This window comes from Mesorhizobium sp. CU3 (assembly GCF_006442965.1).
Classification (GTDB): domain Bacteria; phylum Pseudomonadota; class Alphaproteobacteria; order Rhizobiales; family Rhizobiaceae; genus Mesorhizobium.
In genome coordinates this window covers 99621-124904 of the sequence record NZ_VFWX01000022.1, presented here as the reverse complement: position 1 = coordinate 124904, position 25284 = coordinate 99621, and the positions used below count along the sequence as shown (strand labels likewise).

Sequence of the window (25284 nt, the reverse complement as noted above, 5' to 3'; positions counted from 1 at the left end):
GGTGCGCGGTTTCCGTGAACGGGCTAACCGCTCTAGATCGGCCGCAAAACTCAAGCTATGGGGACCGAACGGCAATTTCGGCCGGCCTTTCTACAAGCCATCCAGATGATCAGAAGATTATTGCGTCACACCAGTTTCCGTGCGGCCTTCGTGCTGCTCGCGCTCTCGTCTGCCCAAGCCCGGGCCGATACGTGCCCCGAGGATTGCAGCGCGCCGCCGCCACCCGCCGTCAACATCTATAGCCACACCGGCGTCGGCCACCTCAGCCCGGTGACGACCGGCGCGTTGCCGCGCGTCTACGTGCCCAACCGGTCTTCCAACAGCGTCTCGGTGATCGACACCATGACGCTCAAGGAAGTCGGCCGCTTCAATGTCGGCAGCAAGCCGCAGCATGTCGTGCCCTCCTGGGACCTGAAGACGCTTTGGGTCGCCAACAACGGCACCGGCAAGAACGGCAGCCTGACGCCGGTCGACCCGATGACGGCCAAACCCGGCCAGCAGATCCCGGTCGACGATCCCTACAATCTCTATTTCATGCCGGACGGCAGCGCCGCGATCGTCGTCGACGAGGCGATGAAGCAGCTCGATTTCCGCGATCCCCACACAATGGCGCTGAAATCGAGCCTGCCGACACCGACCTGCCCCGGCATCAACCACGCCGATTTCTCCGTCGACGGCGCCTATGCGCTGTTCACCTGCGAATATGGTGACGGCGGCCTGGCCAAGATCGATCTGAAGAACCAGAAGGTGCTCGGCCATCTCGATTTCTCGAAGATGGGCATGCCGCAGGACATCCGCCTTTCGCCCGACGGCAAGGTCTTCTACGTCGCCGACATGATGAATGACGGCGTCTTCCTCGTCGACGGCGACAGTCTTCGCGAAATCGGCTTCATCCCGACCGGCATCGGCACGCATGGTTTCGTCGTCAGCCGCGACGGCAAGCGGCTCTATGTCTCCAACCGCGGCTCGCACAAAATGGAGCAGGGCAAGGCCAAGGGTCCGGGCAGTGTCACGGTGATCGACTTCGCCACGCGCTCGGTCGTCGCGCAATGGCCGATCCCCGGCGGCGGCAGCCCCGACATGGGCAATGTCAGCGCCGACGGCAAGCAACTGTGGCTCTCCGGCCGCTTCGACAGCGAGGTCTATATGATCGACACGACCTCAGGCGCGGTGACGAAGATCCGCGTCGGCGTCGAGCCACACGGGCTAACGGTCTGGCCGCAGCCCGGCAGGTACTCGCAAGGGCATACGGGGAACATGCGGTAGCGTCGAAATAGCGGCTGCGCTGTCGACCGGCCAGGGCGCTCATCGACGTCGCCAAGGCAATATTCCCGACGATCCCGACTTCGTGAAGCCGTCGTGATTGCACAAATGGCACACCGTCACATAACTGAAATCTGGCGCGCCTAGCGGATTCCTCGCCGCTTCTCCGGCACATCTCCCGCCACCTCCGACATCGAGGAAAGACCATGCTTTTTCGTGCCATCATCGCGCCATTGGGCATCTGCCTGTCCATGGCCTCATCCGGCTTTGCCGCCGATCTGGTCGAAGCGCCGCCGCCGGCGGCGCCGACCTGGACCCTGGGGATCGAGGGCAGCCCCGAATTCTACGCCATCGACAATGGCAGCAACAAAGCCCGATCGCTTGCCGACACCTACTTCAAGTTCAGCGTCTCGCATAATTTCGACGACAATTTCGTCGGCGGGGTGTTCATCCAGCCGACCTTGAAGACCGGCGGCAAGTCGCAATATTACGGCGAGGCGAGCGTCGGCTATAAGATCAAGCTGACGGACGCCTTTACGCTGACCCCCAGCGTTGCTCTCGGCTACACCTGGAAAGACACGGGCATCATCAAGGATGCGGACGCCAACGCCAGCGTCCCCTACTATGCGCTTTATCTGGCGGGCGACTGGAAGCTGACCAAGCAGTGGACGTGGAACGTCTTCAACTTCCGCTACCGCAACGCCTTCAACACCACCTGGGAAACGCCGAAGCTGGCCACCGGCGTGACCTACAACATCGATTCCACCAACGCCGTCTACGCCAGCGTCGGCTATTCGTGGAAGAAGACCGACACGACGTCCGCCCCTTACGACGATCTCGCCGGCGACAAATGGAACATCGCGATCGGCTATAAGCATTCGCTGTGATCGCAAGGGCGCGGGCCGGCAGTCGTCGGCCCGCGCCAAATCTTCCAGGATTTAGGGTGGCCTGCCACCCGAAGCTTGGGAAGACCAGGCGCGGTCCCTTCGCGGCCGGCATCGCCAAATCATCAACGGCCCAGTTGACGAACACCCCTGCGCCCGTATAGTCCGCGCCCATCCAGGCCGCCCGGCCTGAGCCCCTATGGCGGAATTGGTAGACGCGCTCGACTCAAAATCGAGTTCCGCAAGGAGTGCTGGTTCGATCCCGGCTAGGGGCACCATTCTTCGCTCGCTTTCAGCCTGGCGCCGCCATTGTGCAGTGCAAAAAATCTTTCTAGAGAGATGAAAGTTCAAGCTCTTCGGCCGAAAAGCACGGCTGCGGCGCTTTAGGTCCTTGTTTCGGTGATGCGGGTGGCCGAAAACGGCTCCGCCGTTCCGGAACCACATTAGGAGAGCCGATGCTTCGCGGACTTTACGACTGGACGCTGTCGCTGGCGGCGCGCAAATCCGCCGAATGGTGGCTGGCTTTCATCGCCTTCGTCGAAAGCTCCGTCTTCCTGGTGCCGGCCGACGTGCTGTTTCTGCCCATGGCGCTGTCCAAGCCGGAACGGGCCTACCGCTACGCGCTGGTCGCCACGATCGCCTCGGTTCTGGGCGGCGTCTTCGGCTGGTTCATCGGCCACTATGCCTATGAGGCGATCGCCAAGCCGGTGCTCGAATTCTATGGCAAGTATGACGAGTTCGAGGCGATGCGGGCCTCGTCGGGCATCGGCTTCATCATCCTGATGCTGGTCACCTCGGGCGCCGCCCATTTGCCGCCGATCAAGGTGGTGACGATCCTCTCCGGCGTCATCGGCGTCAATCTTCTGCTTTTCATCGGGCTGGCGATCGTGGCGCGCGGCGCGCGTTTCCTGCTGCTGGCCTGGCTGCTGCGCCGCTATGGCGTAGAGATCAAGGAGTTCATCGAAAAACGCCTGGGATTGATCGTCGGCGCCGGCGCTGTCGCCCTTATTTTGCTCTATATCCTCGCCAGATACGCGCACGGATAGCAGCGCGACAAACGGACCCGACCGATGACAGCCACCATGAATGCCGAAGCCGGACGCCAGCACACGCGGGCCGCGCTGTTTCTTGCCGTCGCCATGGCGGCGACCGTCGGCTCGGCGCTAGCCTTCCAGTATATCGGCGGCTACATCCCCTGCCATCTCTGCCTTGAGCAGCGCACGCCCTATTACATAGGCGTGCCGCTGATGGTGCTGGCGGTGATCGCCTCGATGCTGCGCGCGCCGGCCTGGATCACGCGCGGCCTGCTGGCGATCGGCGGGCTGTTGATGCTCTACGGCCTCTATCTCGGCGTCTATCATTCCGGCGTCGAATGGAAGTGGTGGGCCGGCCCGACCGACTGCACGGCGGGCGCCGGCCCGGTCGACACCGGCGGCAAGGGCGTGCTCGACGCGCTCGACAAATTCGTCCCGCCCTCCTGCGACAAGGCGGCACTTCGCATCCTCGGGTTGTCGCTCGCCGGCTGGAACGCCATCGCCAGCCTCGTACTCGCCGCCGTCGCCTTCCGCAGCGCGCTGGCGCGGGATTAAGCCCCATCGATCGGCACGGCGCAGAGTTCGTCCAGAAATTCGTCAGCCCGGATCGGCTGGCGCGGCTTTCGAGAACCGGAGCGGAGCGTACTTAAGTACGTGAGCACCCGAAGCGCAGAAAGCTGCGGCAGACGGCCGGGCTCGCGGATTTCTGCCGAACTCTAAGGTTCGAGTTCGACATCCCAGTACAGATAATCCATCCAGCTTTCATGCAGATGGTTGGGTGGGAACAGGCGGCCGTTGTTGTGCAAATCATGCACTGTCGGCTGGTAGGGTTTCTGCAGCGGCCACATCTTGGCCTGCGCCGGCATCATGCCGCCTTTCCTGAGATTACAGGGCGAGCAGGCGGCGACGACATTCTCCCAGGTCGTCGCGCCGCCGCGATGGCGCGGGACGACGTGGTCGAAGGTCAAATCCTCCGGCGTGCCGCAATATTGGCATTGGAAACGGTCGCGCAGGAAGACGTTGAAGCGCGTGAAGGCGGGATGCCTGGACGGCTTCACATAGGCCTTGAGGCTGACCACGCTGGGCAGCTTCATCGAGAAGGTCGGCGAGGAAACGGCGTGCTCATATTCGGCGACGATGTTGACCCGGTCGAGGAACACCGCCTTGATGGCGTCCTGCCACGACCAGAGCGACAAGGGGTAATAGCTGAGCGGACGGTAGTCCGCATTCAGCACCAGCGCGGGAAGCCCATCCGGAGATACGGCAACCGTCACGTCCTCAGCCTCCTTGGTTCTAGAACCGAACGGCGCGGATACTGTAAGCCCGACATGACAGGGATGTGAAGCGGATTGTCGTGCGACCAAATCCCCAAAAACACATGATTTTCAGGGTTTTTCGGCCATTTCGACGGGGGGCGTGGCGTCCCTGCCCTTCAATTCGCGGTAGTAGGCCCAGAAAAGCCGCGATGCGACCCCCCGCCACGGGCTCCATGATTCGGCCAGCCGGATAAGCATTTTTTCCGGCGGACGCGGGTCGATGCCGAGCGCATGGCCGACCGCCGTCTGCAGCGCGACGTCGCGCGCGGGGAACACATCGGGGTGGCCAGCGGCGAATAGAAGATAGCATTCGGCCGTCCACGGACCGATGCCTGGCACCGCGGTCATCGCCGCGATCGCTTCGCCGGCATCGAGCGTGCACAGATGATCGAGATCGAGCCCGCCGGCCACGGCTTGCGCGACGCCAAGCAGCCCGCGCTGCTTCGGCCGCGACAGGCCGGCCTCGCGAAAAATATCTTCGCCGGCGCCAAGGATGGCTTCCGGCGTCAGCGGATCGACCAGCTTGACCAGCCGCCCGAAAATGGCGTCGGCGCTCGCCCGCGACACCTGCTGCGAGACGATGATCGAGGCGAGGCTCCTGAACCCCGGTTCGGACAGCCTGAGCGGCACCTCGCCGGCCATACCGCGCACTTTGTCCAGGCGCGGATCGATCAGGCAGAGCGCGTCGAGCCCTGATGCAATGTCGTCGAGCGAGGCGATGCGTTGCACGTTTGCTTGTTCCCAGGTAGCCCGCGAAGTGGCAATGGATGGCTAAATACCAATTGGCAAAAGCGCCTTTCAACCCGAATGCCGCTCTAGAGATGACGCTCCTGACATTCCGCTTCGCGCCGAGCCCCAACGGCGAGTTGCATCTCGGCCATGCCTACTCGGCCCTGCTCAACCAGCGCATGGCGGCGCAGGCGGGTGGACGCTTGCTGCTGCGCATAGAGGATATCGACGTCACCCGCTGCACGCCGGAATTCGAAGCCGGCATTTTTCACGACCTGGAATGGCTGGGGCTGGACTGGGAGCAGCCGGTGCGCCGCCAATCGGTGCATTTTGCCGAATACAGTGAAGTGCTCGACCGCCTGATCGCCGAGGAATTGGTCTACCCCGCCTTCATGAGCCGCGGTGAGATCCGCGCCTTCATCGCCGAGACCGGCGGCCGCGACTGGCCGCGCGACCCGGACGGCGTGCCGCTCTATCCGCCGCTCGACAAGGCGCTTTCGGCCAGGGAACGCAGACGGCGGATGGACGAGGACGTGCCCTTCGCCTGGCGCCTCGACACCGAAGCCGCGCTGGCGCGCGCCTCCGAGAACTTGTCATGGAGCGAATTCACCGATGAGGCGATGTCGGCGACGCGGACGGTCGAGGCCATGCCGCGCGAATGGGGCGACGTCATCGTCGCGCGCCGCGATATCCCGACCAGCTATCACCTTGCCGTTGTCCTCGACGATGCCTTGCAGGGCGTCAGTCACGTCGTGCGCGGCCAGGACCTTTATTCGGCGACAAGCGTCCAGCGCCTGCTGCAGGACCTGCTTGGCCTCGAACCGCCGCGCTATTTCCACCACCGGCTGATCCCGGGGCCGGACGGAAGGAAACTGTCGAAGAGCTTCAAGGATACCGGCCTTGCCGCGCTGAGGCAGGCGGGTGCGTCGCCGCAGGACATCAAGCGACTGGTCGGCCTATGATCCCAGCCGCGCCAGCCCGGCCTTGATCAGCGCCAGCACGCTGATGAAGCTGAAAGCGCCGCCCAGCCCCCAGGCAATTGCCATCTTTGGATCGCTCAGGCTGATGCCATGCTTGTTGGCGACCACCACGGCGACGAAGAAGCCGACGATGAACAGCAGCGTGTTGCCGGTCGGGCCGAACCCGCCCTCCTTCAGGACCGCGTCGAGCGCGGTGCCGAAAAAGAAGCCGAACGCGGCAACGATGGCGAAGCCGAACAAGAGCGAAGTCGTGTCGAGATTTAGAAACATGCCTCACCATGGCGCGCCGAAGCGCCATGCCCCTCTTGGCACGATTTGTTGAATTCAACTTAGCTTATGGATCAACCGTTTCGTTTTGCTTGCGGGATTGAACCGCATTAGAGCAATTGCCGTCATCAACTTTTCACCGCGCCGGACCCCCGAAAAATGCAGAGCATCAAGCGGTTCATCCCCGCCTCTTTCGTCGTCCTGTGGGCGACCGGCTTCATCGGCGCGCGCTATGCCATGCCCTGGGCGGAGCCGTTCACCTTCCTTGCCATCCGCTTCGTGATCGCGGCGATCCTGTTTGCCGGCCTGACCGCATTGCTCGGTTCGCGCCGGGCGACGCGCGAGGAGGCGTTGCATGCGACGGTCGCCGGCGTGCTGATGCACGGCGTCTATCTCGGCGCCGTGTTCTGGGCGATCCATCGCGGCATGCCGGCGGGCCTTTCGGCGCTGATCGTTGGCCTGCAGCCGCTGATCACCGCGGTGCTTGCCGGCAAATTCCTCGGCGAGGCGATCCTGCCGCGCCATTGGGCCGGCCTCGCGGTCGGGCTCATCGGCGTCGTCATCGTGCTTTGGCCGAAGCTCGGCATGCTGGGCGGCGGCGCCACCCCGGCGACGCTCACCGCATCGTTGATTTCGGTGCTGGGCATGAGCGCCGGCACCATCTGGCAGAAGCGCTATGCCTCGGGCGGCGACCTGGTATCGGCGACGATGTGGCAATATGTCGGCGGCTCGGCGGTGATGATCCTCGGCTCGCTTTTCTTCGAGACGCGCACCATCACCGTCAACGGCGAGTTCATCTTCGCCATGGCCTGGCTGGTGCTGGTGCTGTCGATCGGCGCCATCTTCCTGCTGATGATCATGATCAGGGACGGCGAGATGTCGAAGGTGGCGTCGCTGTTCTACCTCGTGCCGGCCGTCACCGCCGTTATCGCCTGGCTGCTTTTCAACGAACAGCTCAACCTGCTGCAGATCGCCGGCATGGCGATTGCCACGCTCGGCGTGGCGCTGGCGACCGCCAGATCCAAGGTCGTGCCCGAGAGCATCTCCACCTGAGATGCGTCGAGATTCAGGTCAGGCCGAGTCGAAAATGGCAGGTTCCGAGAACCGGAGCGGAGCGTACTTTTCGTACGTGAGCACCGGAAGCGCAGGAAGCTGCCATTTGCAGGCCGGCCTCACCTGAATATCGGCACATCTCAGCCGACCCGCGCCCGCGCTTCCAGATACCGGCTGATCGCAGCGTTGAGCTCGCCGCCGAGGATGAAGATTGCTGAGATGATGTAGAGGAACACCACCGCGATCATGATCGAGGCGAGCCCCGCATAGGTCGTCACATAGGACGAGAAGTGGTCGAGATAGGTGGCGAAGATCGTCGACCCGACCAGCCAGGCGACCAGCGTGAAGGCGATGCCGGGTACGATCGAGATGAAGCGGCGTTTGCCCGCCGGCAGCCAGATATGCACCGAGAACAGCCCGATGACGATGACCGTCGAGGCGATGACGTAACGCCAGATGGTGATCGTGCCCATATAGGGCTTGATCCATTCCAGATGCGCCTCGGCGAGCCGCGCCAGGAGCGGCGCGAACACCAGAAGCACGCTGATTGCGAGAAAGCAGGCGGTGGCGATCAAAACGAAGATGATGCTCTGCACGCGCCGGTAGATGATGCCGCGCGTCTCGGTGACGCGATAGGCGCGGTTGAGCGAGGTGCGCAGCGCCTCGATGCCGTTAGAGGCGAAATAGGCGGCCAGAAGCACGCCATAGGTAAGGAGGTCGGTGCGCCTGACGGTGAGCACGTTCTGCACCTCATGCGCAATCGGCTTGGCGATCTGCTCCGGCCAGGTGTCGAACACCAGATGCACGGCGGTATCGGCAAAGGCGCGCGCGCCAAGGAAGCTGCCCAGCGTCGTGGCGAAGATCAGGAACGGAAACAGCGCCATCAGCGAGGTGATCGCCAGATGGCTGGCCATCGCCCAGCCGTCATCGGTGTTGAAATGACCCAGGGCGTCGTAGAGCACGCGCTTGAGGGCGACGATATTCCGCAGCAAGGACGCTGGCTCCGCTCGATTGTGTCGACGCCGCGAATATGGGAAGTGATTGCGGCAAATGGCAACCCCGGTTCAGACAACGATTCCACACTCGAAAGAGTTGCGCACCGTCATCGTCACCGGTGCCTCCTCCGGCATCGGCGCCTATTGCGCGCGGGCGCTCAAGGCCGAAGGCTGGCGGGTATTCGCCACGGCGCGCAAGCCCGATGACATCGCAGCCCTTGAGGCAGACGGCATCGAAACCTTCTATCTCGACTACCGCGAGCCGGACTCGATCGCCGCCTTGGTCGATGCCGTGCTGGCCAGGACCGATGGCACGCTGGACGCGCTGTTCAACAACGGCGCCTACGCCCAGCCCGGCGCGGTCGAGGACTTGCCCGTCGAGGCGCTGCGCGAGCAGTTCGAGGCCAACTTCTTCGGCTGGCACGATCTCACCCGGCGCATCATGCCGGCCATGCGCCGCCAGGGGCACGGCCGCCTCGTCCATTGCTCCTCGATCCTCGGCCTGGCGCCGGTCCGCTTTCGCGGCGCCTATTCGGCCTCCAAGCACGCGATCGAGGGCCTGATGCTGTGCATGCGCCAGGAGCTCGAAGGCAGCGACATCCACCTTTCGCTGATCGAGCCCGGACCGGTGACCTCGAAGATCGCCAGCAACGGTCTGCCCTGGTTCCTCAAAAACATCGACGTCGAGAACTCCGTCCATCGCGCCGACTACCAGGCGCAGCTTGCGCGCCTTCAGGCCGGCGGCAGCGTATCGAAGCTGAAGCCCGGACCGGAGATCGTGCACAAGGCGCTGCGCCACGCGCTTCTGTCACAGCGCCCGCGTCCGCACTATGTGGTAACGGTGCCGGCTAAGATCGGCGTGGTGCTGAAACGCATCCTGCCGGCGTCCCTGCTTTACCGCGTGCTTGCCAGGCGCGCCTGACTGGAGCCAGCCAGATGGTCATCGTCCTCAAAATCCTCGCCGTCGTCGCCATGGCCGCCGTGCTGATCGTGCTGGTCCGCGGCCTGATCAACATGATGCGCGGCGGCTCCGGCGTCACCTCGAACAAGCTGATGCAGGCGCGCGTGATGCTGCAGGCCGTGGCTCTGGTGCTGCTTCTGCTCGTCGTCTATTTCACACGCAAATGACGTTTGCCCGCTGAGCAGCGGGCCGGAGGGACGGCGTGGTCAAGCTCAACAAGATCTATACCCGCACCGGCGATGACGGCACGACGGGGCTAGGCACCGGCGAGCGGCGCCTGAAATCCGACCTGCGCGTCGAGGCCTATGGCACCGTCGACGAGGCCAATGCCTGCATCGGCATGGCGCGCCTCCACACCGGCGCCGACCCGAAGATCGACGCCATGCTGTCGCGCATCCAGAACGATCTTTTCGATCTCGGCGCCGACCTTGCGGTGCCGGACGACGGCAAGCCGCTGGAATATGAGCCGTTGCGCATCGTTGCCGCGCAGACCGAGCGCGTCGAGCACGACATCGACCTTCTCAACAAGGACCTGCAGCCGCTGAAATCCTTCGTGCTGAATGGCGGCACGCCGGCGGCGGCCGCACTCCATCTCGCCCGCACCGTGGCGCGCCGGGCCGAGCGCCTGATGGTGGCGCTGGCGCAAGATTCGGCCGAGCATGTGAACCGCGAGGCGCTGAAATACATCAACCGCGTCTCGGACTTTCTGTTTGTCGCCGCCCGCGCGGTCAATGACAATGGAAAAGCCGACGTGCTATGGGTGCCGGGCAAGAACCGCTAGTTTTGGAAGTGGGAGGGGGCCGATGTTTATCCCGCTTTACGACACCAACAGGCTGCGCCACATCCGCCTGCAATATGTGACGATCGGCCTGATCGTGGCCAACGCCTTGGTCTTTCTGGCGACCACGCTGGGCGGCGAGAACTTCACCAATGCAGCGGTGCTCGGCCTCGGCTTCATCCCTTCCGTGGTCCATGACAAGGTCGAGCTCTCGCCCGAATTCATCGTCATCCCGGAAAGCCTCAGCTACATCACCTACTCTTTCCTGCACGCCGACATCTTCCATCTCGGCGGCAACATGCTGTTTTTGTGGGTGTTCGGCGACAATGTCGAGGATGCGCTCGGTCATCTCCGCTACCTGATATTCTACCTGGCCTGCGCCGTCGCCGGCGCCTTCTTTCAGGGCCTGGTGGCCTGGGATTCGCAGGTGCCGCTGATCGGTGCCTCCGGCGCCATCGCCGGCGTCGTCGCCGCCTATCTGATCCTCTATCCCCGGGTCAAAGTCTGGGTGCTGGCCTTTGCCCGCATTCCCTTGCGCATACCTGCCTTCATCCCGCTCATCCTATGGATCCTGTTCCAGATTGTGATGTTTGCCGCCGGCGGCGAAAACCAGATTTCCTGGTCCTGCCACATCGGCGGCATCATCGCCGGATCCATTCTGGTGCTGGTGCTGCGCAGACGTGGCGTGCCGCTGCTGGCCGGCGCCGACGGTGAACCCGACCCGACCCCGAACGTCCAGCAGGCGCCGGTGCCTACTGAACCGGCCGCAAACGGGACCGCTTCCACACAACCGGCATCGCAATGGGGCCGTGGCGCAGCATCGTCGCGCGACTGAACCGATTGAGTGCGTCATGGCATATTGACGCGCCCGACCGCCGCCACTACGGAAGCGCCACCCGATTGCGTTGTTGAGACCACAATTCCTTGCGGAATGTCGGCTTTCGACAACTCTAGGCATTAGCGTGCTGGTATAGCGCGCCCGATTTATCTCAGAAGAGGTGACAGGAAATGAAGATCCTTGTGCCCGTGAAACGGGTTGTTGACGCCAACGTCAAGGTCCGGGTGAAAGCCGACGGACTGGGCGTCGAGCTCGCCAACGTCAAGATGGCGATGAACCCGTTCGACGAGATCGCGGTCGAGGAAGCGATCCGCATCAAGGAAGCTGGCAAAGCGGAAGAGATCATCGTCGTTTCGATCGGCCCGCAGCAGGCGCAAGAAACGCTGCGCACCGCGCTCGCCATGGGCGCAGACCGCGCCATCCTGGTCAAGACCGACGAGCAGACCGAGCCGCTCGGCGTCGCCAAGGTGCTGAAGGGCGTTGTCGACGCCGAGCAGCCCGGCCTCGTCATCCTCGGCAAGCAGGCCATCGACGACGACAGCAATCAGACCGGCCAGATGCTGGCGGCGCTGCTCGGCTGGGCCCAAGGCACCTTCGCTTCGAAGATCGAGCTCGCGGGCGACAAGGCCAAGGTCACGCGCGAAGTCGACGGCGGCCTGCAGACGGTTGAGCTGAAGATGCCGGCGATCGTCACTGCGGATCTGCGCCTCAACCAGCCGCGCTATGCATCGCTGCCCAACATCATGAAGGCCAAGAAGAAGCCGCTCGACGAAAAGAGCCCGGCCGACTACGGCGCCGACGTCAAGCCGCGCCTCAAGGTGATCAAGACCGAGGAACCGGGCGGCCGCAAGGCGGGCGTCAAGGTCAAGAGCGTCGCCGAACTGGTCGAAAAGCTCAAGAACGAAGCCGGCGTTCTGTAAAGCGGTCAGGAAAGGACAAAGAAAATGGCTATTCTCCTCATCGCGGAACACGACAATACAAGCCTTTCCGACCAGACAGCCAAGGCGCTGGCGGCGGCCCTGCAGATCGGCTCGGATGTCGACGTGCTGGTCGCCGGCAAGGGCGCCAAGGCTGCCGCCGACGCCGCCGCCAAGCTGAAAGGTGTTCGTAAAGTGCTGCTCGCCGAAGCCGACGAGCTTGCCGAGCGCCTCGCCGAGCCGACCGCGGCCCTCGTGGTGTCGCTTGCGGGCGGCTACGACACGATCGTCGCCCCGGCGACCTCCGCCGGCAAGAACATCGCGCCGCGCGTCGCCGCCTTGCTCGACGTTGCCCAGGTGTCGGAAATCATCGAAGTGGTATCGCCCGACACCTTCAAGCGCCCGATCTATGCCGGCAACGCCATCCAGACCGTCCAGTCGACCGACGCCAAGAAGGTCATCACCGTGCGCACCGCTTCCTTCTCGGCCGCGCCCGAAGGCGGCTCGGCCTCGGTGGAAACGGCCAGCGCCGCAGCCAATCCGGGCCTCTCCTCCTTCGTCGAGAACAAGCTTTCGGAGAACGATCGTCCGGAACTGACCTCGGCCAAGATCATCATCTCCGGCGGCCGCGCGCTCGGCTCCTCGGAGAAGTTCCAGGAAGTCATCCTGCCGGTTGCCGACAAGCTCGGCGCCGCCGTCGGCGCCTCCCGCGCCGCGGTCGATGCCGGCTATGCGCCGAACGATTGGCAGGTCGGCCAGACCGGCAAGGTGGTGGCGCCCGACCTCTACATCGCCGTCGGCATTTCCGGCGCCATCCAGCACCTCGCCGGCATGAAGGATTCGAAGGTCATCGTTGCTATCAACAAGGACGAGGAAGCCCCGATCTTCCAGGTTGCCGATTACGGCCTCGTCGGCGATCTCTTCGTCATTCTGCCGGAACTGCAAAAGGCGCTTTGACGCTTCCAGCCTGGACGTACTAAATTGTGAAGGGTGGGGTAGACGAAGTCGCCCCGCCCTTTTAGTTTGCACTGCACAAAAAGCAGGCCAGCAAGGCTTGCAGCAGTTCCGGCGGTTTGCATCCGGAATTGCGGGAAACAAAAAGAGCGTTTGCGGGCTTCGCGGAAGCCGCAATGCTCCAGACGGGATCGGGGTAATGAGCAAGATCGAGACGATCGGCATTGTCGGCGCGGGTCAAATGGGAGGCGGCATCGCCCATGTCTCGGCGCTGGGTGGCTACAAGGTGCTGATCCACGACCTATCGCCCGACCGGATCGAAAAGGGCATCGCCACCATCAGCGGCAACATGGCCCGCCAAGTCGGATCTGGAAAGCTCGAGGAGAAGGCGCGCAACGACGCGATGGCGCGCATCTCCGCCGCCCCGGCGATGGCCGATCTCGCCGCAGCCGATCTGGTGATCGAGGCAGCGACGGAGGACGAGACGGTCAAGCGCAAGATCTACGCCCAGCTTTGCCCGCAGCTGAACCCGGAAGCCATCCTGGCGACCAACACCTCGTCGATCTCGATCACCCGGTTGGCCGCGCAGACCGACCGTCCCGAACGCTTCATCGGCATTCATTTCATGAACCCGGTGCCGGTGATGAAGCTTGTCGAGCTGGTGCGCGGCATCGCCACCGAGGACCAGACCTTCGAGGCGGCCAAGGACTACGTGAAGCACCTCGAAAAGACGATCACCGTCTCGGAGGATTTCCCGGCCTTCATCGTCAACCGCATCCTGTTGCCGATGATCAACGAGGCGATCTACACGCTTTACGAAGGCGTCGGCACGGTCGATGCCATCGACACTGCCATGCGGCTCGGCGCCAATCACCCGATGGGACCGTTGCAGCTGGCTGACTTCATCGGCCTCGATACCTGTCTGTCGATCATGCAAGTGCTGCATGAGGGTCTGTCGGATTCGAAATACCGGCCCTGCCCGCTGCTGGTGAAATATGTCGAGGCCGGCTGGCTCGGCCGCAAGACCGGCCGCGGCTTCTACGACTATCGCGGCGAACATCCGGTGCCGACGCGCTGAAGCGGGCTAGACGCTCGTATTCGGCTGACGTCAGGACGCCGCGGCAAGCGGCGCCGGCGTCGTCTCGTCCTTGATATATTCGTCCGGCGCCGCCGAAACGCAGCCGCGGCCGGCGGCCTTGGCGGCATAGCAGGCGGCGTCGGCGCGGGCGATGATCTCGTCGACCTCGCCGCGCCCGGCGCGGATCGGCGCAAGCCCGATGCTGGCGCCGATCGAATGCGGGCGGCCTTCCCAGTTGAAGTTCAAATTGCGGATGGCATCGATGATCGAGCGCGCCGCGACCGGCGCGCGCGCCGCAGCGCCCGACTTCAGGATGACGGCGAACTCGTCGCCGCCGAGCCGCGCGACGATATCTTCCGACCCCAGCACGTTGCGGATGGCATCGGCCACGAGCTTCAAGAGAGCATCGCCCGCGGCATGGCCGCCGGTATCGTTGACCGCCTTGAAATGGTCGAGGTCGACGAACATGAACTGGTGCTCGCCGCCGTTGAGCCGGCATTGGTCGACCAGATCCTCCATGGTGCGGATGAAGCTCGAACGGTTGGCAAGCCCGGTCAGCGCGTCATGCGCCGCGGCGTAAGCCAGTTGCCGCTGCAGGGCGCGCGCGTCGGTGAAATCCTGGAAGACGATGACCAGACCGCAGAATTCGTTGCGGTCGTTCATGATCGGCGACACCACCTGGCGGATGCTGCAGCGCGTGTCGTCGCGCCGCACCAGAACGGCCCGCGTGTTCTGGTCGCAATGCGGCCGCTCGCTCGCGGAGGGGCGCGTCAGGCCGATCCGCTGCCCGGTCTCCTCATCGACCGCCCAATAGACATGGCCGAGCACCTTGCCGAGCGCCTCGCCGACGGCAATGCCGGTCAGCTTTTCGGCGACCGGGTTCATGAAGGTGATGCGATTTGCGGCATCGGTGCAGATCACCGCGTCGCCGATCGATTGCAGCGTGACCCTGAGCCGCTCCTTCTCGTCGGCCAGCATCGCTGCCGACACCATCAGCCGCGCCTCGGCTTCCTTGCGTTCGGTAATGTCGGTCAGGCTGCCGATCGCCCTTATCAGCCGGCCCTCGGCGTCGCGCTCGATCGTCTTGCCGCGGTCGAGGATCCAGATCCAGCGGCCGTCCTTGTGCCGCATGCGGAATTCGGCCTCGAAGAAGGGCGTCTCCCCGGCAAGATGCGCCCTGTCCGCTTCGGCGACGCGCTCGCGGTCGTCCGGATGGATCATGGTCAGCCAACGGTCGGGATCGCCGTCGAGTTCGCCATCGGCATAACCCAGCATCCTCACCCAGGTCTCGGAATAGGTGGTGCCGCCCTTGCGCATATCGAGGCTCCACACACCTTGTCCGGTGCTGGTGAGCGCGAAGTTCCAGCGCGTCTCCGCCTCGGCGATGCGCGCCTCGGCCAGCTTGCGCGCGTCGATGTCCTCGATCTGCGACACCAGATAGAGCGGCTTGCCGGTGTCTTCATCGCGAATGACCGAGCCCGCGAGCTGCGCCCAGACCGGCGTTCCGTCCTTCCTCAGATAGCGCTTTTCGAAATGGTAGGAACTGACCCTGCCTTCCTTCACACCCAGCATCGTCTCGCGGCCGATCGGCAGATCGTCCGGATGCGTGATCTGCGGAAAGGTCAGCGCCTCGATCTCAGCACGGCTGTAGCCCAGCATCGCGGCAAAAGCGGCGTTGGTTTGCTGGATACGGCCATCGAGACCAACGATCACGACGCCGATAGCCGAATCCTCCATGGCGCGACGGAAGCGCTGTTCGCTCTCGGCGATCTGGCGGCGATCATCGATGATGCGGTGGATGAACAGCGCCGATAGGAACAAGGTGGCGGCGGTAATGGCGACGCAGATCTGCAGCAGGAGCTTCAGCGCATCCGCGCCGAGTTCCAGGCGCGGCGACAGGACCGCCACGGCGGTAGCGGCCACGCCGAACGCCGTAAAGCCCAACGCGGCGTGCCTGTCGACACGAAGCCCTTTCCCGTTCAACCACGCCACAATGCGATACCACCCCAATGCGCAACTGCACGCGGCACAACCCTGGCGGATCGATTTTAAAGAAAGGTTGCGTAGGCGGGCGCGATCGCTCCGCCAACCGGCAAACAATTGCCGGCATGATTAAAGGACTGTTTCGAAATCGCTGCTGCGGCTACCAGCGCACGAAAAGCCGCCCGCCTATGGCGCCGAGCAAGGCGAGGAAGGCGATTGCGATCGTGTACCAGGTGGCGACGAAAAGCGGCGAATCGTCGAAGCAGTGCGCGGCGTAGAAGGTTGCCGCAAGCCCGCCCGCAAGCAGGCCGGCGACCGCACCCGCCAGCACCGGCCGCGTCGGCGCGCCGTAGCGCAGCATGCCGAGGAAAATCGCCAGCGGCCCGATACCGATCAGCGGGATAAAGCTCATGCAGATCATCATATTGGAACCGACCATCCGCGTGCCCCAGTCGGCTTGAGGCACGACGAAGAGCTCCAGCACCACGGCGATCACGACCAGCACAGGCGCCGCGACCATCCAGGCCATCGCCCGCCTGGTTGTGGCGCCCGGCATCGACAGGGCGCGGATCAGCGCGAAGGCGCTGGCGGCAAGCACCAGCGTGAAGACGAATTTCGACATGAATCGCATCGTGTGCATGGCCGGCATGATGTCGGGCCGCGGTCCGATGGTGGCGAAGAAGACCACCGCCGCGATCGCGACGGCCACGCCGAAGGCCAGCCACCAGGCCTTGCCGAGCGGCATCGCCTTGTCGCGAGCATCGGCGTCCAGCGCCTTTATGAGATCCTCTGTCTTCATGTCACTGTCGCCCAAATCGCTTGGCGATCGCGGTCAACCCGCGATGCAGCGACACCCGCACTGCCGTCTCGCTGATGCCGAGCTTCGAAGCTGTCTCGCCGATCGAATGGCCGTCGACCGAAATCGAGGAAACGACGGAGCGCTGCGCCGGCGGCAGCCCGTCGAGCGCCCGATTGATGTCGCGCTCGCTGACGGTCTCTGTTTCCGGCTCGGCGAAGGTCTCGGCGATCTCGTCGATCTCCACCTCGATGCGCCGCCCGCGCCGGCGGAAGGCGTCGATCAGCTTGAAGCGGGCGATCGCATAGACCCACGGCAGCACCGGCGCGTCCTGCCGCCAGGTGTGGCGTTTGACATGAATGGCCAGCAAGGTTTCCTGCACGACATCCTCGGGGTCGACCCCGCCCTGAACGATCTTGCGCCGAACGAAGCCGCGAATGAGGGCGGCTATCCGGTGCAGAAAATCTGCATACGCCTTCTCGTCTCCCGCGATCGCGGCCTTGAGCAGCCCGGAGAGTTCTGCCTCGTCCTTGCCGGTCACAAGAGTTTACCCCCGATGTTCGCGTCTCGGCCCCGGTTTGTTACGTGGCCGGCGAAATAATGTCCAAGCCAAATTGCCGCAAAGTCACGAAAGTTTGCAGGCGTGGCGGCCGATTGAAGCAGGGTCACAATGTTGACTAAGACGATCAGGTATTGGTAGGTCGGGCCGTGCCTGAATCCCTGTTTTTGAAATCGAGGACGACACCTATGAAATCTGCCCTTTCCACGCTCGCCGGCGCCGCATTGGCGTTCGGTCTGGTTACCGGTCCGGCCATGGCCGAGGACGCCGGCATCATCGTCTACAACGCCCAGCATGAGAGCCTTGCCAAGGAATGGGCCAAGGGCTTCACCAAGGAAACCGGCATCAAGGTGACGCTGCGCAACGGCGGCGACAGCGATTTCTCCAACCAGATCGTCGCCGAGGGCGCGGCTTCGCCGGCCGATGTGTTCCTGACCGAGAACTCGCCGGCCATGGCGCTGGTCGAGGCTGCCGGCCTGTTCGCGCCGGTCGATGCCGAGACGCTGGCCCAGGTGCCGCAAGAATATCAGCCGTCGAGCGGCAAATGGGTCGGCGTCGCCGCCCGCAGCACCGTCTTTGCCTACAACACGACGAAGCTGAAGGAAGACCAGCTGCCCAAATCGCTGCTCGACCTCGCTGATCCGAGCTGGAAGGGCCGCTGGGCGGCATCGCCCTCGGGCGCCGACTTCCAGGCCATCGTCAGCGCCCTGCTTCAGATCAAGGGCGAAGCCGCGACCGCCGACTGGCTGAAGGCGATGAAGCAGAATTTCACTGCCTATAAAGGCAACGGCACGGTGATGAAGGCCGTCAATGCCGGCGAGATCGATGGCGGCGTCATCTACCACTATTACTGGTTCGGCGATCAGGCCAAGACCGGCGAGAACAGCAAGAACGTGGCCCTGCACTACTTCAAGAACCAGGACCCGGGCGCCTTCGTGTCGGTCTCCGGCGGCGGTGTGCTGGCCTCCAGCAAGCATCCGAAGGAAGCCCAGGCCTTCCTGAAGTGGGTGACCGGGAAGGGCGGCCAAGAGGTGCTGAAGACCGGCACGTCCTATGAATACGCCATCGGCAAGGGCGCCGAATCCAACCCGAAGCTGGTGCCGCTGGCCGATCTGCAGGCGCCGAAAGTCGACCCGGCGACGCTGAATTCCAAGAAGGTCATCGACCTGATGACGCAAGCCGGCTTGCTTTAGTCCACGTTGGTCCTAAAAGGGCAAACGACCGTGCTCCCGCGGGAATCTGCTTTCCGTGGGAGCCTTTTTGTTTGGAGACCGCCTCGTCGATGACGATCGGCCGCGCTTCCCGCCGCATTCGCGACGCATCGGACCGCTGCCGCCGGCAGACGGCGGCGAGCCATTGGCCTGCCTGATGCAGTCGGCGATCGACATCACCCCCTCCAGGCCGGCTGCCCGGATGAAGAAGCGGCGGTCCGCGTCGTGGATAATGCTTGCCGCCGCGCTCATTTCGCTGATCGCGCTGTTGCCGCTCGGCTTCATCGTCTGGGTCGCAATCCAGACCGGCTGGGATACGGTGGTGGCACTGATCTTTCGTCAGCGCGTCGGCGATCTCTTGGTCAACACGATCCTGCTCGTCGCCGTCGCCGTCCCGGTCGCCATTGTGCTGTCGGTGGCGCTGGCCTGGCTCACCGAGCGCAGCGACCTGCCCGGCGCCCGTCTCTGGGCCTGGCTTTGCGTCGCGCCTTTAGCCATCCCCGCTTTCGTGCACTCCTATGCCTGGATCAGCCTGGTGCCCGGCCTGCACGGGCTCTGGGCCGGCGTGCTGGTCTCCGTGATCGCCTATTTCCCCTTCCTCTATCTGCCGATCTCGGCGGCGCTGCGCAGGCTCGATCCCGCGCTCGAGGATGCGGCGGCGGCCCTCGGCCTTGGCCCGTGGCGCGTCTTCGCGCGCGTCGTGTTGCCGCAGCTCAGGCTTGCCATATGCGGCGGCGCCCTGCTGGTCGGCCTGCATCTGCTGGCCGAATACGGCCTCTATGTCTTCATCCGCTTCGACACCTTCACCACAGCGATCGTCGACCAGTTCCAGTCGACCTTCAACGGACCGGCAGCGAACATGCTCGCCGCCGTGCTGGTCGCTTGCTGCTTCGTGCTGCTCGCCTTCGAGGTGATCCTGCGCGGCGAGGAGCGCTATGCGCGCGTCGGCGCGGGCGCGGCGCGCAAGCAGCAGCGGGCCCGGCTCGGCCGCGCCAACTTGCCCTGTCTGCTTTTGCCCGCCGGCGTCGCGCTGCTTTCGCTCGGCGTGCCTTTCATCACCGTCAGCCGCTGGCTCTTAGCCGGCGGCGCCGATGTCTGGCGCTGGGACGAGATCAGCCTGGCGCTCGGCCAGACGCTGTTCCTCGCCATTGCCGGCGCGCTGTTGGCCACGATCGCCGCCATGCCGATGGCCTGGATCTCCATCCGCGCGCCGGGTCGCCTGCAGCGCCTGTTGGAGGGCTGCAATTATATCGTCGGCGCGCTGCCGGGCGTGGTCATTGCGCTTGCGCTGGTCACCATCACGGTGCGGGTGGCGCTGCCGCTCTACCAGACGCTGTTCACCATCCTGTTCGGCTACGCGCTGATGTTTTTGCCGCGCGCGCTGGTCAGCCTGCGCGCCTCGATCGCACAGGCGCCGGTGGAGCTGGAACGCGCCGCTTCCAGCCTCGGCCGGCCGCCGATGAAGGCGCTGTGGTCGACGACCATCCGGCTCTCGGCGCCAGGGGCGGCTGCCGGCATGGCGATGGTCGCGCTTGGCATCACCAACGAGCTCACCGCCACCCAGATGCTGGCGCCCAACGGCACGCGCACGCTGGCCATGGCCTTCTGGTCCTATAGCGGCGAGATCGACTACGCCTCCGCCGCCCCCTACGCCCTGATCATGGTGGCGATGTCGTTGCCGATGACCTGGCTGCTCTATGTCCAGTCGAAACGGATGGCCGGACGATGAGCTTCCTCGAACTCAGCGGCGTGTCGAAAAAATACGGCCCGGTGACGGCGCTCGGCGGCGTCGACCTGAAGGTCGAAAGCGGCAGCCGCACAGCGATCGTTGGTCCGTCCGGATGCGGCAAGACCACTTTGCTGAGGCTGATCGCCGGCTTCGAGGCGCCCGACAGCGGCCGCATCGCGCTCGACGGCAAGGTGCTGGCCAACGGCCATGCCGCGGTGCCTGCGCATCGCCGCGGCATCGGCGTCGTGGCGCAGGACGGCGCCTTGTTCCCCCATCTCAGCATCGCCGACAATATCGGTTTCGGCATGGCGAGAGGCGAGGACAAGCGCCACGAGCGCATCGTCGAGCTCGCCTATATCGTCGGGCTTGACAAGGCCGTCCTGAAACGCCGGCCGCACGAGCTCTCCGGCGGCCAGCAGCAGCGTGTAGCGCTTGCCCGCGCCATGGCGATGAAGCCGAGGCTGATGCTGCTCGACGAGCCGTTCTCGGCGCTCGACACCGGCCTGCGCGCCTCGATGCGCAAGGCCGTGGCGGAGCTTCTGGAAGAAGCCGGCATCACCACTATCCTGGTCACCCACGATCAGGCCGAGGCGCTGTCCTTCGCCAGCCAGGTGGCGGTGATGCGCGACGGACTGTTCTCGCAGGTCGGCACGCCGCGCGAGCTCTATTTCCAGCCCAGGGACAGGATGGTCGCCGAATTCCTCGGCGACGCCATCATCCTTCCGGCGAAAATCGCCGGCGGCTTTGCCGTCACCCCGCTCGGCCGCATCGCCGTCGACACCAAGGAGCGCCGAGATGTCGCTCGCATCATGCTGAGGCCCGAGCAGGTCGTCGTCAAACGGACCTCGCGCGAGGGCATGTCGGGCACGCCGGACACCATGTTCGGCGAGGTGACCGAGGCGGAATTCGCGGGCTCTGTCTGCACGATCGCGGTGCGGCTGCTCAACAACCCCGACCCGCCGGATGCCGCCGCGATCGGCTCGACGCCGCTCATCCTGCGCAAGACCGGCGTCGACGCGCCGGCCGTCGGCGAGATCGTACGCCTTACCGTCTCCGGCAAGGCGCATGTGTTCGCCTGAAGGTCGAGTCTGAGCCCGGCCTTACCGCACGCGCTGGCCGGTTGCCGGCGACCACAGCGGCCATTGCTCGAGGAAATCGCAGCTATGGATGACGACGCGGGCGCCGTCGATCAGGATGATCGAATAGGCGGGCGGCGCCTGCTCGACCATTTCGTCGCCGACCAGGTCGAGCATGAAGCGGGCATGCAGCCCGCGCTGCACCGAGAACGGAATGCCGGCGACCGTGCCGGCGATGTCGCGATGCACATGGCCGAAAAAGATGTAGCGGACATTGCCGTGGCGGGTCAGCACATCGAGCAGCCGATGCGGCTGTTCGAGGCCGAGCGGGTCGAGCAACGTCAGCCCGAGCTCGACCGGCGGGTGATGCAGGAAGATATAGGCGCCCCTGCCCGCCGCCTCGCCGAGCCGCGCATCGAGCCAGGCGAGCCGGTCGTCCGACAATTCGCCGGTGACGCGGCCTTCGGCCAGGCTGTCGAGGAAGACCAGCCGCCCCTCCGGCGCATCGAAGACCGATTGCACGAAGCCGTTGCCGTCCGATCCGTTATCCGGGAAGGCGGCGATAAGATTGGCGCGCAGGTCGTGATTGCCGGGCAAAAGGCGATACGGCACGGTAAGCCGGCTCAACGCCGCCTTGAGGTCGGCATAGGCTTCGGGGTCGCCGGCATCGGTAAGGTCGCCGGTGAAGATGCACAGCGCCGCATCGCCGTGCCGGGCATTGATATGGTCGATGCAGCGATCGAGCCGCTCATGCAGATCGGCGCCGTAACGCAAGACGCCGCGACGGCCGAGATGGACGTCCGTGACCTGGATGATCTTCATGCAATGAACCCTCAATCAGCTTTCGGAAGTCCGGTCGCGTCGCCTACAGGGCCGGCTCCGGCACCGAAGCCTTGAAAACGTCAAGCCGGCCGCCGGTTTCGGACGAGAAGAAATGCAGGTCGGACTCCGCAAATTGCAACCCTATCGCGCTGCCTGGCTCCGGATGCACGGTTTCCGATGTCACCACCGAGAACGGCGCGCCGTCTAGATCGACATAGATGACCCGGCCGGCGCCGAGTTCCTCCACGAGATCGACGGTCGCCTCGAGCGCCCCGGGCGTGCCCGGCGCCACCATGCGCACGGCTTCCGGCCGGATGCCGACCGCGACCTTGGAGCCGACCGCCAGGCCGGCGCGCGAGACGTTGAGCTTGCGGCTGCCGCCGAGCAGCGACAGACCTTCGAGCGTGACCTCGCCCTCCAGCATGTTCATCGCCGGCGCGCCGACGAAGGTCGCGACGAAACGGCTTGCCGGCCGGCTGTACACCTCGGCCGGCGTCCCGACCTGCTCGACGCGGCCGCCATTCATCACCACCAGCCGGTCGGCCAGCGTCATCGCCTCGACCTGATCGTGCGTGACGAAGACCGAGGTGGCGCTAAGGCGTCGGTGCAGCTTGCGGATTTCCGAGCGCATCTGCACGCGCAATTTGGCGTCTAGGTTGGAGAGCGGCTCGTCGAAGAGGAAAACCTTGGGCTCGCGGATCATGGCGCGGCCCATGGCGACACGCTGGCGCTGGCCGCCCGACAGCGCCATCGGCTTGCGGTCGAGGAGATGTTCCAGTTCCAGGACGCGGGCGACCGCCTGGATGCGCTGGGTGCGTTCGGCGGTGGGAACGCCGGCCACCTTGAGCGAATAGCCGATGTTCTGCGAAACGCTCATATGCGGATAGAGCGCGTAGTTCTGGAACACCATGGCGCAGCCGCGCTCGCGCGGCTCGAGCTTGTTGACCACCATGTTGTCGATGGCGATGGTGCCGTCGGAAATCTCCTCCAGCCCGGCGATCATCCTGAGCAGCGTGGACTTACCGCAGCCGGACGGCCCCAGGATAACGACGAATTCGCCTGAGGCGAAGTCGAGGTCGACGCCATGCACGACCTGTGTCTTGGCGTAGTTCTTCTTGACGCCGCGGATGGTGATGGAGGCCATTTGTCGTCTCCCTATTTCTCGGTGGCGATCAGGCCGCGCACGAACCAGCGCTGCATCAGCACCACGACGACCAGCGGCGGCAGCATGATGATCAGCGTGCCGGCCATGGCGATATGCCATTCCGGCGCGCCGCCGACATTGGGGATGAGCTGCTTGAGCTCGGTCACCGCCATCGCGTGCGACTGGTCGGTGGTGATCAACAGCGGCCACAGATACTGGTTCCAGGCCCACAGGAACATGATGGTGCCGAGTGCGGCCATGTTGTTGCGCGACAGCGGCAACAGGATATCGACGAAGAAGCGCATCGCGCCGGCGCCGTCCATGCGCGCGGCTTCCGTCAATTCGTCCGGCACGGTCAGGAAGAACTGGCGGTAAAGGAAGGTGCCGGTGGCGGTCGCCACCAGCGGCAGGATCAGGCCGCTATAGGAATTGAGCAGTCCCAGGCTGAGTTGGACCTGGACCCCCGATATCTTCTGGATCAGCCAGGAAATCCCGGTCAGATCCAGGATCGCCTGATAGGGCTCCAGCACATTGGCGACCACCGCATAGGTCGGCACGATACGGACTTCGAGCGGCAGCATCAGCGTGATGAAGATCAGCCAGAACATCAGCATGCGGCCGGGATAGCGGAAATACACGATCGAGAAGGCGGTGAGCGCCGAGATGATCACCTTGCCGGCAGCGACGCCGAACGCCATGATGAAGGAGTTGAGCAGCTTCGGGCCGAGATCGGCGGTCGTCCACGCCGTCTTGATGTTGACCCAGAAATCGCTGCCCGGCAGCAGCGACATCGGCACGTCGTTGACGTCCTTCAGATTATGCGAGGCCGCAATCGCTACGATGACGAACGGCGCCACGCAAAATACGAAGCCGGCAAACAGGATCAGATGCGTGAAGAAGTTGAGGATCGGAGTGCGCTCGACCATGGCCCGCCTCAGCGATAATGCACGCGCCGCTCGATGAAGCGGAACTGGACGATGGTGAGGGCGACGATCAAGATCATCAGGATGATGCTCTGCGCGGCCGCGCCCGAGTAATCCAGGCCTTTGAAGCCGTCGGAATAGATCTTGTAGACCATCAGGTTGGTGGCATTGGCTGGGCCGCCGGCGGTCATGATATCGACGATGCCGAAGGAATCTTGGAAACTCTCGGTGATGTTGATGACCAGAAGGAAGAAGATCGTCGGCGTGATCAGCGGGAGCTGGATATCCCAGAAGCGCCTGATGACCCCCGAACCATCCATCGCCGCCGCTTCGATCAGCGACCTCGGGATGGCCTGGAACGCGGCGAGGAAGAAGATGAAGTTGTAGCCGACATATTTCCAGGAAAAGGCGACGATGATGGAGGCCATGGCGTCGGCGCCGTCGAGACCCGGATCCCATACGCCGGGCCAAAAATGGTTGACGACGGCCATGAAGCCGGCTTCGGGCGCCAGGATGAAGCGGAACGCCAGCGCCAATGCGGGCGCGGCGATGCCGTAAGGCCAGATCAGCACCACGCGGTACAGCCATGAGCCGGCAAGCTGCCGGTCAGTCAAGGCCGCAAGCACAAGCGCGATGAACATCGCAAGGCCGGTGCTGATCCCGGCGAAGACGAGGCTGGCGGTGATTGAATTCCAGTAGTCGGCGTTGGACAGGATCGAGCGGAAATTGTCGAGACCGACCCAGATGTTGCCGCCGCCCCAGGGCTGCTGCAAGGTCAGCGACCAGTAGACCGCCTGCCCGGCCGGCCAGTAGAAGAAGGTGAAGATCAGAAGGAGCTGCGGCACCGCGAACAGGATGCCGATCCGCCATTTGCTGAAAGTGACGCGTTTTTCCATCGATCCGCCGTTGCCGCTGAACCGCCGACCCGCTTTTTGGTAACCCTAGATATGAAATGGCCGCCCGTCGAATCTCGGCGGGCGGCCGTTCCGCTATC

27 protein-coding genes and 1 tRNA gene are annotated in these 25284 nt (G+C 64.2%); 17 read left to right on the top strand and 11 right to left on the bottom strand.

Annotated features, from left to right (window positions below):
- Window positions 1–105 precede the first annotated feature (105 nt).
- The 5 genes from FJ988_RS27355 (at window position 106) to FJ988_RS27335 (ending at window position 3736) form a co-directional block, all read left to right on the top strand.
- Window positions 106–1266 (top strand): YncE family protein, encoded by a 1161-nt coding sequence (locus FJ988_RS27355; protein ID WP_140821874.1) that lies wholly within the window; start codon window positions 106–108, stop codon window positions 1264–1266.
- A gap of 203 nt (window positions 1267–1469) precedes the next feature.
- A complete protein-coding gene (locus FJ988_RS27350; protein WP_140821872.1) occupies window positions 1470–2150 on the top strand; it encodes a hypothetical protein in 681 nt (226 codons plus the stop codon).
- 190 nt (window positions 2151–2340) lie between these two features.
- Window positions 2341–2425, top strand: a tRNA-Leu gene (locus FJ988_RS27345).
- Between the two features lie 177 nt (window positions 2426–2602).
- Window positions 2603–3193: a YqaA family protein gene (locus FJ988_RS27340; protein ID WP_140821870.1), complete on the top strand. Its 591-nt coding sequence runs from the start codon at window positions 2603–2605 to the stop codon at window positions 3191–3193.
- 24 nt (window positions 3194–3217) lie between these two features.
- Window positions 3218–3736, top strand: coding sequence for a disulfide bond formation protein B (locus FJ988_RS27335; RefSeq protein ID WP_140821868.1), 519 nt, complete (start codon window positions 3218–3220; stop codon window positions 3734–3736).
- 161 nt (window positions 3737–3897) lie between these two features.
- Here the strand turns inward: FJ988_RS27335 and FJ988_RS27330 are convergent, their stop codons facing one another.
- Window positions 3898–4455, bottom strand: coding sequence for an HNH endonuclease (locus FJ988_RS27330; protein ID WP_140809359.1), 558 nt, complete (start codon window positions 4453–4455; stop codon window positions 3898–3900).
- 111 nt (window positions 4456–4566) lie between these two features.
- Window positions 4567–5226 carry a DNA-3-methyladenine glycosylase gene (locus FJ988_RS27325; RefSeq protein WP_140821866.1) on the bottom strand — a complete coding sequence of 220 codons (660 nt, stop codon included), beginning with the start codon at window positions 5224–5226 and terminating at the stop codon, window positions 4567–4569.
- 92 nt (window positions 5227–5318) lie between these two features.
- Here FJ988_RS27325 and gluQRS point away from each other — a divergent pair, with 92 nt between their 5' ends.
- Window positions 5319–6188: a tRNA glutamyl-Q(34) synthetase GluQRS gene (gluQRS, locus tag FJ988_RS27320; protein WP_140821864.1), complete on the top strand. Its 870-nt coding sequence runs from the start codon at window positions 5319–5321 to the stop codon at window positions 6186–6188.
- Here gluQRS and FJ988_RS27315 read toward each other — a convergent pair.
- A complete protein-coding gene (locus FJ988_RS27315; RefSeq protein WP_140821862.1) occupies window positions 6183–6476 on the bottom strand; it encodes a hypothetical protein in 294 nt (97 codons plus the stop codon). The genes gluQRS and FJ988_RS27315 overlap by 6 nt on opposite strands.
- A 156-nt stretch (window positions 6477–6632) precedes the next feature.
- Between FJ988_RS27315 and FJ988_RS27310 the strand changes: the two genes are divergently transcribed.
- A complete protein-coding gene (locus FJ988_RS27310) occupies window positions 6633–7526 on the top strand; it encodes a DMT family transporter (protein WP_140821860.1) in 894 nt (297 codons plus the stop codon).
- Between the two features lie 140 nt (window positions 7527–7666).
- On the opposite strand, the gene FJ988_RS27305 is transcribed toward FJ988_RS27310, so the two are convergent.
- On the bottom strand, window positions 7667–8518 hold the full coding sequence (locus FJ988_RS27305; RefSeq protein WP_140821858.1) for a YihY/virulence factor BrkB family protein: 852 nt from the start codon (window positions 8516–8518) through the stop codon (window positions 7667–7669).
- 58 nt (window positions 8519–8576) lie between these two features.
- Here FJ988_RS27305 and FJ988_RS27300 point away from each other — a divergent pair, with 58 nt between their 5' ends.
- The 7 genes from FJ988_RS27300 (at window position 8577) to FJ988_RS27270 (ending at window position 14047) form a co-directional block, all read left to right on the top strand.
- Window positions 8577–9443: an SDR family oxidoreductase gene (locus tag FJ988_RS27300; protein WP_140821856.1), complete on the top strand. Its 867-nt coding sequence runs from the start codon at window positions 8577–8579 to the stop codon at window positions 9441–9443.
- Window positions 9444–9457: 14 nt separating this feature from the next.
- Window positions 9458–9649: a twin transmembrane helix small protein gene (locus FJ988_RS27295; RefSeq protein WP_140821854.1), complete on the top strand. Its 192-nt coding sequence runs from the start codon at window positions 9458–9460 to the stop codon at window positions 9647–9649.
- A 35-nt stretch (window positions 9650–9684) separates the two neighbouring features.
- Window positions 9685–10263: a cob(I)yrinic acid a,c-diamide adenosyltransferase gene (locus FJ988_RS27290; protein ID WP_140821852.1), complete on the top strand. Its 579-nt coding sequence runs from the start codon at window positions 9685–9687 to the stop codon at window positions 10261–10263.
- A gap of 22 nt (window positions 10264–10285) precedes the next feature.
- Window positions 10286–11095: a rhomboid family intramembrane serine protease gene (locus tag FJ988_RS27285; protein ID WP_140821851.1), complete on the top strand. Its 810-nt coding sequence runs from the start codon at window positions 10286–10288 to the stop codon at window positions 11093–11095.
- 173 nt (window positions 11096–11268) lie between these two features.
- Window positions 11269–12018 carry an electron transfer flavoprotein subunit beta/FixA family protein gene (locus FJ988_RS27280; RefSeq protein ID WP_140821849.1) on the top strand — a complete coding sequence of 250 codons (750 nt, stop codon included), beginning with the start codon at window positions 11269–11271 and terminating at the stop codon, window positions 12016–12018.
- 24 nt (window positions 12019–12042) lie between these two features.
- Window positions 12043–12972 (top strand): electron transfer flavoprotein subunit alpha/FixB family protein, encoded by a 930-nt coding sequence (locus tag FJ988_RS27275; protein ID WP_140821847.1) that lies wholly within the window; start codon window positions 12043–12045, stop codon window positions 12970–12972.
- 196 nt (window positions 12973–13168) lie between these two features.
- Window positions 13169–14047 (top strand): 3-hydroxybutyryl-CoA dehydrogenase, encoded by an 879-nt coding sequence (locus FJ988_RS27270; RefSeq protein WP_140821845.1) that lies wholly within the window; start codon window positions 13169–13171, stop codon window positions 14045–14047.
- A gap of 30 nt (window positions 14048–14077) precedes the next feature.
- Here the strand turns inward: FJ988_RS27270 and FJ988_RS27265 are convergent, their stop codons facing one another.
- The 3 genes from FJ988_RS27265 to FJ988_RS27255 form a co-directional block, all read right to left on the bottom strand.
- Complete coding sequence (locus tag FJ988_RS27265) at window positions 14078–15970, bottom strand: PAS domain S-box protein (protein ID WP_246688670.1); 1893 nt, start codon at window positions 15968–15970, stop codon at window positions 14078–14080.
- A 220-nt stretch (window positions 15971–16190) separates the two neighbouring features.
- Entirely contained in the window at window positions 16191–16829 is a 639-nt protein-coding gene (locus tag FJ988_RS27260; RefSeq protein WP_140821841.1) for an NrsF family protein, read from the bottom strand.
- A 1-nt stretch (window position 16830) separates the two neighbouring features.
- Window positions 16831–17367 (bottom strand): sigma-70 family RNA polymerase sigma factor, encoded by a 537-nt coding sequence (locus FJ988_RS27255; RefSeq protein WP_140821839.1) that lies wholly within the window; start codon window positions 17365–17367, stop codon window positions 16831–16833.
- Between the two features lie 206 nt (window positions 17368–17573).
- On the opposite strand from FJ988_RS27255, the gene FJ988_RS27250 reads away from it, so the two are divergent.
- From FJ988_RS27250 to FJ988_RS27240, 3 genes are all read left to right on the top strand, one after another.
- Window positions 17574–18578 carry an iron ABC transporter substrate-binding protein gene (locus FJ988_RS27250; protein WP_140821836.1) on the top strand — a complete coding sequence of 335 codons (1005 nt, stop codon included), beginning with the start codon at window positions 17574–17576 and terminating at the stop codon, window positions 18576–18578.
- Window positions 18579–18753: 175 nt separating this feature from the next.
- Window positions 18754–20325 (top strand): iron ABC transporter permease, encoded by a 1572-nt coding sequence (locus tag FJ988_RS27245; RefSeq protein WP_140821886.1) that lies wholly within the window; start codon window positions 18754–18756, stop codon window positions 20323–20325.
- A complete protein-coding gene (locus FJ988_RS27240) occupies window positions 20322–21404 on the top strand; it encodes an ABC transporter ATP-binding protein (protein WP_140821834.1) in 1083 nt (360 codons plus the stop codon). The genes FJ988_RS27245 and FJ988_RS27240 overlap by 4 nt, the downstream gene beginning before the upstream one ends.
- A 21-nt stretch (window positions 21405–21425) precedes the next feature.
- Here FJ988_RS27240 and FJ988_RS27235 read toward each other — a convergent pair whose 3' ends face one another.
- Genes FJ988_RS27235 through FJ988_RS27220 form a run of 4 tightly spaced genes read right to left on the bottom strand, consistent with a single transcriptional unit; the run spans window position 21426 to window position 25186 of the window.
- Window positions 21426–22223, bottom strand: a complete 798-nt coding sequence (locus tag FJ988_RS27235) for a phosphodiesterase (protein ID WP_140821832.1) — start codon at window positions 22221–22223, stop codon at window positions 21426–21428.
- Between the two features lie 43 nt (window positions 22224–22266).
- Complete coding sequence (gene ugpC, locus FJ988_RS27230) at window positions 22267–23367, bottom strand: sn-glycerol-3-phosphate ABC transporter ATP-binding protein UgpC (protein WP_140821830.1); 1101 nt, start codon at window positions 23365–23367, stop codon at window positions 22267–22269.
- 11 nt (window positions 23368–23378) lie between these two features.
- A complete protein-coding gene (locus tag FJ988_RS27225; protein ID WP_140821828.1) occupies window positions 23379–24293 on the bottom strand; it encodes an ABC transporter permease subunit in 915 nt (304 codons plus the stop codon).
- Between the two features lie 8 nt (window positions 24294–24301).
- Window positions 24302–25186 carry a carbohydrate ABC transporter permease gene (locus FJ988_RS27220; protein WP_140821826.1) on the bottom strand — a complete coding sequence of 295 codons (885 nt, stop codon included), beginning with the start codon at window positions 25184–25186 and terminating at the stop codon, window positions 24302–24304.
- Window positions 25187–25284: the final 98 nt, after the last annotated feature.

Bases quoted from the DNA above. Each gene is read 5' to 3' on its own strand.
- FJ988_RS27335 (WP_140821868.1), top strand. From the start codon at position 3,218: ATGACAGCCACCATGAATGCCGAAGCCGGACGCCAGCACACGCGGGCC.
- FJ988_RS27280 (WP_140821849.1), top strand. From the start codon at position 11,269: ATGAAGATCCTTGTGCCCGTGAAACGGGTTGTTGACGCCAACGTCAAG.
- FJ988_RS27350 (WP_140821872.1), top strand. From the start codon at position 1,470: ATGCTTTTTCGTGCCATCATCGCGCCATTGGGCATCTGCCTGTCCATG.
- FJ988_RS27235 (WP_140821832.1), bottom strand. From the start codon at position 22,223: ATGAAGATCATCCAGGTCACGGACGTCCATCTCGGCCGTCGCGGCGTC.
- FJ988_RS27300 (WP_140821856.1), top strand. From the start codon at position 8,577: ATGGCAACCCCGGTTCAGACAACGATTCCACACTCGAAAGAGTTGCGC.
- FJ988_RS27260 (WP_140821841.1), bottom strand. From the start codon at position 16,829: ATGAAGACAGAGGATCTCATAAAGGCGCTGGACGCCGATGCTCGCGAC.
- FJ988_RS27285 (WP_140821851.1), top strand. From the start codon at position 10,286: ATGTTTATCCCGCTTTACGACACCAACAGGCTGCGCCACATCCGCCTG.
- ugpC (WP_140821830.1), bottom strand. From the start codon at position 23,367: ATGGCCTCCATCACCATCCGCGGCGTCAAGAAGAACTACGCCAAGACA.
- FJ988_RS27310 (WP_140821860.1), top strand. From the start codon at position 6,633: ATGCAGAGCATCAAGCGGTTCATCCCCGCCTCTTTCGTCGTCCTGTGG.
- FJ988_RS27225 (WP_140821828.1), bottom strand. From the start codon at position 24,293: ATGGTCGAGCGCACTCCGATCCTCAACTTCTTCACGCATCTGATCCTG.
- FJ988_RS27220 (WP_140821826.1), bottom strand. From the start codon at position 25,186: ATGGAAAAACGCGTCACTTTCAGCAAATGGCGGATCGGCATCCTGTTC.
- gluQRS (WP_140821864.1), top strand. From the start codon at position 5,319: ATGACGCTCCTGACATTCCGCTTCGCGCCGAGCCCCAACGGCGAGTTG.
- FJ988_RS27315 (WP_140821862.1), bottom strand. From the start codon at position 6,476: ATGTTTCTAAATCTCGACACGACTTCGCTCTTGTTCGGCTTCGCCATC.
- FJ988_RS27245 (WP_140821886.1), top strand. From the start codon at position 18,754: ATGCAGTCGGCGATCGACATCACCCCCTCCAGGCCGGCTGCCCGGATG.
- FJ988_RS27355 (WP_140821874.1), top strand. From the start codon at position 106: ATGATCAGAAGATTATTGCGTCACACCAGTTTCCGTGCGGCCTTCGTG.
- FJ988_RS27340 (WP_140821870.1), top strand. From the start codon at position 2,603: ATGCTTCGCGGACTTTACGACTGGACGCTGTCGCTGGCGGCGCGCAAA.
- FJ988_RS27240 (WP_140821834.1), top strand. From the start codon at position 20,322: ATGAGCTTCCTCGAACTCAGCGGCGTGTCGAAAAAATACGGCCCGGTG.
- FJ988_RS27250 (WP_140821836.1), top strand. From the start codon at position 17,574: ATGAAATCTGCCCTTTCCACGCTCGCCGGCGCCGCATTGGCGTTCGGT.
- FJ988_RS27295 (WP_140821854.1), top strand. From the start codon at position 9,458: ATGGTCATCGTCCTCAAAATCCTCGCCGTCGTCGCCATGGCCGCCGTG.
- FJ988_RS27275 (WP_140821847.1), top strand. From the start codon at position 12,043: ATGGCTATTCTCCTCATCGCGGAACACGACAATACAAGCCTTTCCGAC.
- FJ988_RS27270 (WP_140821845.1), top strand. From the start codon at position 13,169: ATGAGCAAGATCGAGACGATCGGCATTGTCGGCGCGGGTCAAATGGGA.